Annotated in this window: 7 protein-coding genes; 2 read left to right on the forward strand and 5 right to left on the reverse strand. The window is 52.7% G+C overall.

The features are described 5' to 3' along the window. Position 1 precedes the first annotated feature (1 nt). The 4 genes from H9I35_RS10750 to hisD all read right to left on the reverse strand — a co-directional run bounded on the left by H9I35_RS10750 (position 2) and on the right by hisD (position 7,229). The gene (locus H9I35_RS10750; protein ID WP_187419375.1) at positions 2-4,000 is read right to left on the reverse strand and encodes a phosphoribosylformylglycinamidine synthase; all 3,999 of its coding nucleotides are present in this window, start codon (positions 3,998-4,000) and stop codon (positions 2-4) included. 59 nt (positions 4,001-4,059) lie between these two features. After that, positions 4,060-5,028 carry a methionyl-tRNA formyltransferase gene (gene fmt / locus H9I35_RS10755; protein ID WP_187419376.1) on the reverse strand — a complete coding sequence of 323 codons (969 nt, stop codon included), beginning with the start codon at positions 5,026-5,028 and terminating at the stop codon, positions 4,060-4,062. Positions 5,029-5,126: 98 nt separating this feature from the next. After that, a complete protein-coding gene (def, locus tag H9I35_RS10760; protein ID WP_187420777.1) occupies positions 5,127-5,702 on the reverse strand; it encodes a peptide deformylase in 576 nt (191 codons plus the stop codon). A gap of 159 nt (positions 5,703-5,861) precedes the next feature. Beyond that, complete coding sequence (hisD, locus tag H9I35_RS10765) at positions 5,862-7,229, reverse strand: histidinol dehydrogenase (RefSeq protein WP_187419377.1); 1,368 nt, start codon at positions 7,227-7,229, stop codon at positions 5,862-5,864. A gap of 324 nt (positions 7,230-7,553) precedes the next feature. On the opposite strand from hisD, the gene H9I35_RS12475 reads away from it, so the two are divergent. Together H9I35_RS12475 and H9I35_RS12480 are read left to right on the forward strand one after the other, a co-directional pair. Continuing rightward, positions 7,554-8,690 (forward strand): hypothetical protein, encoded by a 1,137-nt coding sequence (locus tag H9I35_RS12475; protein WP_252722653.1) that lies wholly within the window; start codon positions 7,554-7,556, stop codon positions 8,688-8,690. Between the two features lie 143 nt (positions 8,691-8,833). After that, positions 8,834-9,661, forward strand: a complete 828-nt coding sequence (locus H9I35_RS12480) for a formylglycine-generating enzyme family protein (RefSeq protein WP_252722654.1) — start codon at positions 8,834-8,836, stop codon at positions 9,659-9,661. A gap of 131 nt (positions 9,662-9,792) precedes the next feature. On the opposite strand, the gene H9I35_RS10775 is transcribed toward H9I35_RS12480, so the two are convergent. Beyond that, on the reverse strand, positions 9,793-12,264 hold the full coding sequence (locus tag H9I35_RS10775) for an AAA family ATPase (protein ID WP_187419378.1): 2,472 nt from the start codon (positions 12,262-12,264) through the stop codon (positions 9,793-9,795). Between the last annotated feature and the right edge of the window lie 51 nt (positions 12,265-12,315).

The following is a 12,315-nucleotide window of genomic DNA, read 5'->3' on the forward strand; positions in this document are numbered from 1 at the left end:
ATTAATTATTAAAATATCTCACTCCCGCCGCGAAAATGTTTTGGCAGGAAGTTTCATATTCGTTTGCGAGAGGATCACCTGCGACGTTTTTAATAAGGTCGCGAGAAGCTCCTCCTCCGTCGATGCCGATCGTGCGCTCGCTGTGTCCCATTTTGCCGAGCACGCGGCCGTCTGGACTCGTAAGCCCTTCGATCGCAAAGAGAGAGCCGTTCGGATTGTCAGGCTCGATTACGGCGGGCACGCCGAGGGCATCGACATATTGCGAAAACACTTGTCCCGAAGCGAAGAGTTGTTGGGCAAGCGATGATGCGACGACGATGCGGCCTTCCCCGTGCGAAACGGGAATCAAATGCACCCTCTCGTCGATAACCGATGCATCGAGCGCCCACGGACTCAATGCGCTCACCGTGCGCGTGCGGGCGATGCGAGAGATGTGGCGGCCGACGGTATTGAACGTGAGGGTGGGCATATCGGCGGTCATCGTGCGGATTTCACCGAAAGGCACGAGCCCCGTTTTGATGAGGGCTTGAAAACCGTTGCAGATACCGAGGATGAGACCGTCCCGCTTTTTAATAAGCTGCATCACTTGCTCTGCGATGCGCCCTTCGCGCAAAACGTTCGCGATGAATTTACCCGAACCGTCGGGTTCGTCTCCTCCGGAAAATCCTCCGGCAAGCGCTAAAATCTGTGCGGATTTCAATTCCCGCTCAAGCGTTTCGAGCGACTCTTCGAGGACTTCGGGAGTATTGTTTGCAAAGACTGCGATCTTCGTTTCGGCTCCTGCGATGGCGAACGCGCGCGCCATATCGTATTCGCAGTTCGTTCCCGGAAAAACGGGGATGAGCACGCGCACTTTTTTTGTCGGAGCGGCAAAAGTTTTTTTGCCGAGCGAAACGCGGCTTCTCAAATCGGCAAGGGAAGGATGTGCGGCAAGCGCAAAGGAGGGAAGTGCGGGCAGAGCAGGGTTTTCGGATACCGAAGGAAATACTTCGGAGAGTTTGGATTCCCACGCTTTTTCCGCATCCGAAAGCGAAATCTTCGTGTGCGGAATACCCGCATTTTTATCTTCGACGACGATTTCACTTTCATGTATCGTTTTGCCGATTTTAACAATCGTACCGGAAACAAAACCCGCCTTATCGATTTCGCTTTCCGCTTCGGGTGCGGCTTCTAAGATGATCGAACCGTACTGCGGCGTAAAGAGATCGAGCGAAGAAGCTTTTGCGCCCGGTATGTGCGCCCTCGTAAACGAAAGCGGCACGGCATCGATACGTCCTCCGATAGCGTTTCCCATCATCATTTTCGTAAGAGCTTCCGCGATGCCGCCCGAACCGACGGGATACATCGCGCGTATGGCGCCGCGAGCGTTCAATCGATAGAGGCTCTCGGCATTTTGCATAAATGCGGTGAAATCGGGAGCAAGGAGCGGCGAATAGGGAGTTCCGACGAGATAAATCGCGCTTCCCGCTTTTTTAAACGAACCGCTCGTCACTCGCCCAGCTTCATCGTGCGTTACGGCAAACGACACGAGCGTGTGCGGAACGTTTATGTTTTCGAAAGTGCCGCTCATACTGTCTTTTCCGCCGATCGATGCACAGCCCGTCTTCTTTTGCGCGTCAAGTGCGCCGAGCAAAGCCGCCGCAGGATAGCCCCACTTCTTTTCATCGACGGCGCGGCCGAAGTACTCTTGAAACGACAGGCGGCACGACGCGGCGTTTCCGCCGATACACACAATCTTTGCAAGAGAGGAAAGGACCGCCGTTTGGGCGCCGTGCCACGCGCTCCATTCGCCGACGAAGGGGTCGAAGCCGAATGACATCATGCTCGCTGTCGAGGTTTCACGCGGAGAGGCGACGGGAATCTTTGCCGCCATAGCCGCTTCGGGCGTACGCTGATATTTTCCGCCGAAGGGAAACAAAACGGTTGCGGATCCGATGGAGCCGTCGAAGCGTTCTGAAAGCCCTCGTTCGGAACAGCATGCCAAATCGTTTATATTTGCAAGCCATGCATCCGAAAGCGATGAGGGCAATTTTTTTGCAGCGCTTTCGAGCGGCCGAACGAGCGGTGAAGTTTCGGGCAGCGCGGGGTTTTCAATATACGCACGCGCTTTGTGAGGAGCGCCGGCGGCGTCGAGAAAATCGCGGGAAAGATCGACGATCGTTTTGCCCCGCCATTTCATGACGAGGCGATTCGAGTCAGTCACTTTTGCGACGACGACCGCACGGAGATTTTCCTTTGCCGCAAGATCGATAAAAGCGCGCGCATCTTTTTCGCGTACGACGACCGCCATGCGTTCCTGCGATTCGGAAATCGCAAGCTCGGTGCCGTTCAAACCCTCGTATTTTTTCGGCACCGCATCGAGATCGATATCGAGTCCCGCCGCCAATTCTCCGACCGCGACTGACACACCGCCCGCGCCGAAGTCGTTCGAACGGCGTATCATCAAGCTCACCTTTTTATCGCGGAAAAGGCGTTGTATCTTTCGTTCCTCGACGGCGTTGCCTTTTTGCACTTCCGCACCCGCGCTCGTCACCGATTCTTTTGTGTGTACTTTCGACGAACCCGTTGCGCCTCCGATGCCGTCGCGTCCCGTACCGCCGCCGAGCAAAATGACGAGGTCGCCCGCTTCCGGTCTTTCGCGGACAACGGAATCCGCGGGAGAAGCCGCTATGACCGCCCCGCATTCCATGCGCTTTGCCCCATAGCCCGGATGATACAATTCCGCGACTTGTCCCGTCGCAAGTCCTATTTGATTACCGTACGAAGAAAATCCCTGAGCCGCCTCCCTGCACAGCTTCATCTGCGGAAGTTTTCCGGGAATTGTTTCGGAAATCGGCACGGTCGGATCGGCAGCCCCCGTCACGCGGAGCGCTTGATATACCCACGCTCTTCCCGAAAGCGGATCGCGGATCGCCCCGCCGATACACGTCGCAGCTCCTCCGAAAGGTTCGATCTCCGTCGGATGATTGTGCGTTTCGTTTTTAAATAAAAGCAGCCACTTTTCCGTTTCGCCCGGCGAATCGGGAGAGAGCGGTTTGCCGTCTTTGTCCGTCGTATAATGCACGTCGATAAACAGCGAACACGCATTGTTTTCTTCGGACGCTTCCAGATCGTCGAGTTTGCCGTGCTTCCGTAAATACTTTGCACCGATGATCGCCATATCCATGAGCGTCACGGGTTTTTCCGCTTTTCCGTACACGTCGGCGCGCATATCGGTATAGGTTTTAAGCGATGAAGTAAAAAGCGGAGCATAGGCGCCGTCTTCGATATTAATGTCCGTCAATTCCGTAAGGAAAGTCGTATGCCGGCAGTGATCCGACCAATACGTATCGAGCACGCGGATTTCCGTTTCCGTCGGATCGCGTCCTTCCTTTTTAAAATAATCCTGCATGAACGCGACGTCGGCCGCGTCCATTGCAAGCGCCATGCGATTTCGAAGAGAGGCGAGTTCGTTTTTATCCATGCCGATAAATCCCTCAACGGACGGAATGTCTGAGGGAGGAGAGGCTTTCAATTCGAGCGTGTCGGGGACGGCGTCTCCTGCAAGACGGGAATCGACGGGATTGATAAGATAGCTTTGAATGCGCTCCATGTCGCGCGCGCTTACCGCGCCTGAAAGGAGGACGACCTTTGCGCACCGCACGCGGGGTTCTTGCTTACCGCGGCTTTTTTCGGGAAGACTTGCGCGCAAGAGCAAAAGACACTGTTCTGCGGAATCGGAACGTTGATCGTATTGACCGGGGAGGTATTCCCACGCGATCGCCGTTTCGCCCGGACGCAGAGGCAGCGTATCGAAAATACATTCGTCGCTCTGCGGTTCGGAAAAAATTCTATGCGCTGCGGCTTTCGCTTCTTCATCGGAAATATTTTCGACGTCGTAGCGATTCAAGTACCGCACGCCCGTAACGGACGGAATCCTCAAAAAATGAACGATGTCCGATTTGATTCTTTCGGCTTCATTTTGAAAACCGCACTTTCTTTCCACATACAAACGGAACATTGGTACAGTATAAACGATTTGCGTGGTTTCGAACAGAGCGCGATGCAAAGTTCAAAAGATCAGCGCAGCACCGTACCGATAAAATTTCTCGCGCCGTTTATAAAAGACGGAGCGTCGAGCACTTTTTTTCCCTGCCGCTGCAGTTCCGTTACGGCGAGGATGCCGCTTCCGGTTTGAACGAGGATCCCCCGTTTTTTATCGAAGGAAAGCACGGTGCCCGGAACTTCGGACGAAGCTGCAGCATCCGTCATAGGCGGCCTTCCGTCTTCGACGACGCGGGCGGAAAGAATTTTAAGCGGAAAGCCGTTTTCTTCCGTCCACGCCCCCGGTTCCGGAAAATACGCGCGGATTTTCGCATCGATTTCCGCCGCGCTTTTCAACCAGTCGATACGGCAATCCTCTTTTGTAATGATTTTCGTATACGACGCTTCCCCCGTCTGCTTTTTTCCTTCGGGAAGCTCGCCGTTCGAAGCGCATTCGTCGAGCAGTTTTTTAATAATTTCGGCTCCGCGAAATGCACAGTGATCGAGCAAAGAGAAAGAAGTTTCGCTGCCGTCGAGTTCGACTATCTCTTGGGCGAGGATATCGCCTTCGTCCATTGCAAGCGAAATCGTCTGTACGGTGACGGCCGTTTGGGTATCGCGGTTCAGGATGGCGGCGTTTACGGGAGCAGGCCCCCGGTATTTCGGAAGCAGTGACGGATGCAGATTGATGGCGCCGAGCGGAAAGAGCGAAAGAAATTTCGGACCGAATATGTGGCCGTAAGCAAAGCACACGAGGATGTCGGGACGGATACCGGTGATTTCTTCGCGCGAAGCGGCATTCAAATGTTCGGGTGTAAAAATCGGAATACCGCGCTCTTCGGCAAAACGCGCAACCGGAGTCGGCACGGGCGTTTTATGCCTTCCTTGCGCGCTCGGAGGATTCGTCAAAACGCCTGCAATTTCATAACCGTCCGCACCGTCAAAAAGCAGCGAAAGCGTTTTTGCGGACGCTTCGGGACTTCCCGCATACAGCACTCGAATCATCGCTCGTTCCTTTTAAAAATTATTAATTAATCGACAATCCCGACGCAGCCGTGCGCGAACGCGCACACGTCAACCGTGAGTTTTACAGCCGCCGATTGTCAATGAAGTACGGATTTTTTCGATTCTTTTGCGGCTATCTTCGCGGCAATGCGGTTCTTTTTCAATTCTTTTTCCGCGCGCCGCTTTGCAGCCTTTTCTTCGCGCTGCTTAAACTGCTCTTTTGTCTTTTCGGCAAATTCGGGATCACCCCTGTCGATAAACAAAATGCCGTCCAAGTGATCCGTTTCGTGCTGAATGATCCGCGCGAGCAGACCGTCAGCTTCAAGCGTAAACGGCTTTCCGTTTTCATCGAGCGCCTGCACCGTAACGCGCACGGGGCGGCGTATGGTTTCATATACGCCGGGGATCGACAGACAGCCCTCTTCGTAATCGCCGACCTCTTCCGACGTCGAAACGATCTGCGGATTGATAAAAACGCGCTTTACGTCGTCGTCTGCAACGGCGACAAAGAGACGCAGCTTTTTTCCGACTTGAGGAGCCGCAAGTCCGACGCCGTTCGCTTCGACCATCGTTTCAAACATATCGCCGATGAGCGTTCTTATCTCATCCGTCACTTTTTCGATCGGCACCGCTTTTTCGCGCAGCACTTCTTCTCCGAGTTTATAAATCCGTATCACATCGCACTCCGGATAATCGATTTATCTTCGAGCTCGCCGTAAGCACAGCTTCATTCGCTGCCGCTTCCGAACTCACTATTCGATCAATTAAGCTTAATTTCGAATTTTCGAAAACTCGAAATTTTCCATCCGCTTTGCTCACCGTTCGACAAATTATTAATTTTTCAAACGCAGCCGAGCGGCTCTCGCGTGAGCGGCAAGCCCTTCCGCATCTCCCAAACAGGCGGCAGCTTCGGCGCTCCTTTTCATACCGGTCTTCCCTTTTTCACACCGCAGCGTCGTCACCGTTTTTAAAAAAGTGCGCACGCTCAAGCCGCCGGTAAAGCGCGCCGAGCCCGACGTCGGCAGCGTGTGATTCAGCCCGGCGGCATAATCGCCGAACACTTCTGCCGCATAGTGACCGATAAAAAGCGAGCCGTAATTGTGAACGAGGGAGACGAGCTTATCGCATTCGCCCCCTTCGGAAAGGGCAAGCTCCAAGTGCTCGGGCGCTTTCCGGTTTGCAAGTTCCGCCGCTTCTTCGAGCGAGCCGGTGATGATGATCCTTCCGCACGAGGAGATGCTTTCTTCGGCCGTTGCCCTCGTCGGAAGGGAAGCAAGCTGCACTTCGATTTCGGCTGCGACACGTTCGGCAAGTTTTCCGTCAGGCGTCGCGAGGACGGGCTGCGCAACCGGATCGTGTTCCGCCTGTGCAAGCAAATCCGCAGCAAGCCACGCGGGATCCGCCGAGCCGTCGGCGATGATAAACACTTCCGTAGGACCTGCAAGCATATCGATGCCGACCGTACCATAGACTTCTTTTTTTGCGGCCGCGACGAATTTATTGCCCGGGCCGACGATGACGTCGACAGCCGGAATCGATTCCGTACCGAAAGCCATTGCGGCGACCGCTTGAGCACCGCCGCATGCGAACACCGTTTTTACGCCGCAGATAAAAGCCGCCGCCATAATGCCCTCGTCCGCATAAGGCGCTCCTCCGACAAAAGGCTTCCCTGCCTGTCCCGTACCCGACCGTTCGGCTTCACGCGTATCGTTCGGATGAACGCGGGGAGGCGTGCAGATCACAAGATTTTTTACACCCGCCGCAAGAGCGGGAGAAGTTGTCATAACGACCGTCGAAATAAGCGGAAATCTTCCTGCCGGAATATATGCGCCCGCACTCTCTACGGGGATCGTCTTTTGTCCCGTAAACACACCCGGCTCGAGTTCGACTTCAAAATCCGAAAACGATTCTTTTTGCTTTTTTGCAAAGCGCAGCGCCGCATCGTAAGAATACGAAAGCGCATCGTAGAGTACAACTCGTTCGCGCTTGAGCTTTTCCGCAGCCGAGCGCAATTCGTCTTCCGGCAATAAAAAAGATGCGGGAGAAGCCGCGTCGAATTTTTTCGCGTAATCGCGGAGCGCCGCATCGCCCCGCTTTTTTACATCCTCGATAACCGCCCTCACCGTTTCAGCCGAACTGGAAAAACTGCGCGGCGCAAAAAATTCTTTTTCGACTTCAGATGCGTATTGAATCCTGATCATGACAAAATCAGTATAGCAAAAAAAATAATATTATGCACGCTCATTCGCTTTCGATTTTATCAAAGGGGGAAGTCTCCCCCTCGCGCGCACTTTGTTGCGCGCTGCCCCTTCTAGCGGGGACACCCCGCAACGCCCCGTCTGCAGCATGAGCGCGAAAAACAAAACGCAATGCACGGAAATAGCCGCTCGCACGATGCGCGCCGAATAATTTTGCGTATCGAACGGCGGATCGACTATGACCGTTAGAAAAATTATGCGATATATGTTATACTATATAACGACATCTAAAATTATTTAATTAAAAATCATTTTTTAATAATATGCATGGAGGATACGATTATGTCTACTGTAAACAAAATACGGCTCGCTATAGCGCTTGCAACCGCAGTAATGCTTGCAGGATGCAGCGGCCCCGACGAATCCGGTTCCGCGCCGTCTTCACCGCAACAAGGCGGATCAACGCCCGCACAAATAACGATAACCGTTGACGGGGATGAGCACGTTACGCTTAAAGCGGAAAAAACGTTTACGGAGGACAAGGGAAAAACCTGGCATCAATTGAAAGCATTGGCAGAAGATAAAATTGACCATTACGAGGCGGGGCACGGACTCGACAAATGGACGCTTACAAATGCCGACGGTCAACCTTTAACTGGTGATTATACTTTTAATGCAAATGAAACGGTTTTTATTGTAACCAAAACGACTGTAACGCCTCCTCCGGCGAAGATTACGATAACGGTTGCGGGAGATACAGGAGTTGTATTAAAAGCTGCTTCTTCATTTGAAGTGGATCCGGGTAAAAGATGGGATGAAATCGAAGTCCTTGCAAAGAAAAAAATACAAAACTATAAGCCTCATTATGAGCTTAAAAATTGGCATCTTAACAGTGCTTCGGGACAGGTTTTGGATGACAGCTATATAACTCCGTTTAATGCCAATGCTACAGTCTTTATTGAAACGAAACCGGTAGATATAAAGCTTACCATTAAAGGAGAACATATCGATATAACTTCTCCTGCCGAGATGTATGTACCCAAGGGAACAAAATGGACAGAAATAAAAGTCGAAGTTACGGGTAAAGTCAGTCCGAAATCCGGTTTTGTCATACTTGCATGGAAAAAAGGCAGTAAAACCGGTATCGAATTTTACGATGACTTTCAATTTAGAGGCAAAACGGATATATACGTCGAAACAAGACCGATAAACGTTACCGTCACGATTAAAGACGACGGTCATGTTCAGCTCGGTGCGTCTCCTACAATCACAAAGCCGTACGGTGTAACGTGGGGTGAAATAAAAGACGAGGCAAAAACTAAGATAACATGTAATCCCGGCTATGTATTTGCCGCATGGAAAAAAGGCAGTATAACAGGAAAAGAATTGTTTGATATGACGAGTTTGAAGAAGACACCGATGTCTATGCGACAACACAACAAGTTCCCGTTTCTATCGGCGTAAAAGTAACGCCGCCTGCAGGAGGTATTATCGGACATACCGTTTCGTATACTTTGCCGACCGCCGATGCTTCATGGAAAGGTGTATTTATCAGCGGACGCACGGTCAATTTAAATGCCTATACTATAGGTAAACACGAAGTTAGTGTGAAAATATGGAATGAAGTGTGCGAATGGGCTCAAAAGAACGGTTATTTGTTTGAATTTGATCCGAAGGATGACGATACCCCTGCCGAACTCAATCAGCCGATGGCAAACATAAGCTGGACTGACTGCATAGCGTGGTGCAACGCGTATACCGAGATGACATTCGGAAACACGGAACACTGCGTATATCGCGCAGGATCGGCATCGGGGGCGGTCATAAAACAGGCTTTCCACGGTGATAAGGCATATTGCGATTTTTCAAAAAAAGGCTACCGCTTGCCGACTGAAGCAGAATGGGAGTACGCCGCCCGATGGCAGGGTAACGACAGCACCAATGCCGAACAATACGGCAGTATTTATTTAACCAATTTGAATTCCGCAAGCGGTGCAACAAAACCCGTCGGCTTTGAAAATATGATAATGCCGTCCGGTGAAAGTTATGAAACCTTACGCGATGAAACCGCCCTCTTTGCGGTTTTTAATAAATGGTGGAACGGCACGGCATTTGCAACACAAAGTCCACCCGTAACCGGTAGAGCAAATGTCGAAGACAAAATTGCCAACAAACTGGGACTTCACAATATGAGCGGCAACGTCGCTGAGTGGTGCTGGGACTTGTATACTGCAACCGTAAATGCAAGTACGAATGCCTATCCCACAGGACCTTTCCCCGACTATGATACAAAACGGGTAGTCCGCGGCGGCAACTGGTCTGAAAGTACCGGACAAGCCGTGTATGACTGCATGACCGGCAAGCGCAAAATGAATTATTCCGGCAAAGCCGATCCTATCAGAGGCTTCCGCTTAGTGTGGAAAGACGAGCCGTGACCGTAAGGGGCAGCTTGTCTCTCTAAGGCGAGCTGCCCTTGTGTTTTGAGCGCTTTATAAGCCTTGAGTTTTTTTCAGCGGGTATGCGAAGCAGGGCGTAAAAAACCGTGTTTTCGGAAAATTGCGAAGTTTTACCGATTCCGTGTTCCGTCCGCTATCGTAAAAAATGCGGTTTCGCTTTCCCAATCGAAGACCGTGTTTTCGCGCGCGCTTTCGAGGAGACGCAGGATTTTTTCAAGCTCTTTCGAAGAAAGCGAACGTGCTATCCGCGCGCCGTATGCGGACGATTTCGCATCGAACCACTTTGCAAGTTCTTCTTCCGTAATCCGCCGTTTTTCGACGAAGCGGCGCGATAAGCTTCGTACGGTAAAGCCTTTTTTTTCGAATGTGCGGACGACGGACGACGCATCCCAGTTGAAAAGCGGGTTTTCCGTATCGCCGAAAAATTCGTCTTCCGCCTTTTTCATTTTTGCAAGAGTGTCTTCGTATGCGCCGATCGTTGCGGGGGTGAGTATCTGCGTTTCGACGATGCGGCTCAGGTATTGAGCGCTTTTGGGGATGCGCTGTGCGATGACGGCAAGCCATCCTTCGGCGAAAATCGCTTCTCCCGCCTGTTCGCTTTCGGCAGGGGAGGGCGCTTCTTTTTTTAGTCCCGTACGCGACAGAGAAGAGGCAAGGGATTCGATCGATGCGGGTGAGATAAAAGGATTTCTGAAAAAGAGACGGTCGAATTCGGCGCCCCGATATGCGAACTGGAGGACGATATCGGAAAAGATTTCGCTTGTAATGCCGTCTCCGCCCGCTCCTTCGGGGAGCACTTGCAGGACGGGTTTATCCAAATCGCCGAGCGTCCTTCCGTACTGTTCGAGGATTTCTTTTCCTTTTTCGGTACGGCAGAGTCCGCACGTCATCCCTTCGGGCGTTTTCCGCGCGACGTCCCACAGTAAAAGACCGTCGTCCGCGTTCCACACGAGCGAGCGGTGATGGCGGAGGAGACCTGCGAGTTCGGTCATCGTATCGCGCACGGCCAGCAGCACTTCCGCTCGGTTCGAGTCAAGCCGCGCCCGCCACGATTTATCGGCTCTGTCGAGCGCCGTCTCCTTTGCCGCGTCTGCGGGGCTGAAGGTGAGGTGTTCACCTTTTTTATTATTAATAAAATGTACGGCGTCGAGCTTCGTAGCGGCCGCCGTTTTATGCTGCGAGCTTTCATCGGCATTGCCTGAGCCTGCTTCCCGTTCGAGGAGCGAAGCGATTTGAATTTCGCGCCTTGAAAGCACGTCTCCTCGTATCGTTTTTTCGTAGCCCTGCGTACCCGGCGTATAAAAAACGCGGCCGACGAGAGCGTCGGGTAAATACTGTTGTGCGACCCAGTGGTCGCGGTATGCGTGCGGGTAGAGGTAGCCTTCTCCGTGCCCGAAACCTTCGGCATCGCGGTTTCCGTCGCGCAAGTGATTGGGCACTTCCGCGTCTTCTTTTTCCACCGATGCGAGCGCATCGAAAAATGCCATACTGCTGTTCGATTTCGGCGCCGTCGAAAGATAGAGCGCCGCGTGTGCGAGAAAGTAGCGCCCCTCCGGCATGCCGACACGGTCGAATGCGTCGGCACAGCTTGCGACGATGCTCACTGCGTTCGGATCTGCAAGTCCCGTGTCTTCGCAGGCCGATATGAGCATTCTCCGGAAGATAAAAGAAGCGTCTTCTCCTGCGGCGACCATGCGCGCGAGCCAATACATCGCGGCGTCGGGATCGCGCCCTCTCAGGCTTTTAATAAACGCGCTGATGATATCGTAGTGATAATCGCCGTCGCGGTCGTAGAGCACGACTTTTTTTTGAATCGATTCTTCGGCGGTTTCGCGGCTTATGTAGATCGTAGAGCCCCACGCGGGAACGGGAGGCGAGGCTGTGGCATCCCATTTTTCGGGTGTCGTTTCTACTGCGAGTTCGAGCGCGTTCAGCAAACTGCGTGCGTCTCCGTTCGCCGTTTCGATCAAGTGTTCGAGGGCGCCTTTTTCGAATTCGACTTTCCAATGACCGTAGCCGCGCTCTTTGTCGCCGAGCGCCTGTTCCGCCGCTTTTCGCAAATCGCCGTTTTCCAGCGGTTTCAGTTGAAACACGCGGCTTCTGCTTACGAGCGCTTTATTGACTTCGAAAAACGGATTTTCGGTCGTCGCTCCGATTAAAATGATCGTACCGTTTTCGACCCACGGCAGGAGGGCGTCCTGCTGCGCTTTGTTCCAGCGGTGCACTTCGTCGACGAATAAAATCGTACGGCGGCTGTAGAGACTGTAAAAGTCTTCGGCCTGTTTGATCGCCGTTCTGATGTCGGCGACTCCCGTGAGCACGGCGTTCAGCGTGATAAAATTGCTTTTCGTGTGGTTTGCGATGACGCGGGCGAGCGTCGTTTTTCCGCTTCCCGGCGGCCCGTAAAAGATAACCGACGAAAGCTGATCGGCTGCGATCGCGCGCCTCAAAAGCCTGCCCTTGCCGACGATGTGATCCTGCCCGATGTATTCGTCGAGCGTGCGCGGCCTCATCCGTGCGGCCAGCGGTTCGCGGAGCGCGTGTGCGTTTTTAAAAAGATCGGCATCGTTCGATTCGGACATAGTATCAGTATACTGCGTCTCCGTCCCTTTGACTATCGGAAGGTATTTGCC

Origin of the sequence: Treponema sp. Marseille-Q4132 (genome assembly GCF_014334835.1) — a bacterium.
In the GTDB taxonomy this organism is placed as follows: Bacteria; Spirochaetota; Spirochaetia; order Treponematales; family Treponemataceae; genus Treponema_D; species Treponema_D paredis.

Bases quoted from the DNA above. Each gene is read 5' to 3' on its own strand.
- H9I35_RS10775 (WP_187419378.1), bottom strand. From the start codon at position 12,264: ATGTCCGAATCGAACGATGCCGATCTTTTTAAAAACGCACACGCGCTC.
- H9I35_RS12475 (WP_252722653.1), top strand. From the start codon at position 7,554: ATGGAGGATACGATTATGTCTACTGTAAACAAAATACGGCTCGCTATA.
- hisD (WP_187419377.1), bottom strand. From the start codon at position 7,229: ATGATCAGGATTCAATACGCATCTGAAGTCGAAAAAGAATTTTTTGCG.
- fmt (WP_187419376.1), bottom strand. From the start codon at position 5,028: ATGATTCGAGTGCTGTATGCGGGAAGTCCCGAAGCGTCCGCAAAAACG.
- H9I35_RS10750 (WP_187419375.1), bottom strand. From the start codon at position 4,000: ATGTTCCGTTTGTATGTGGAAAGAAAGTGCGGTTTTCAAAATGAAGCC.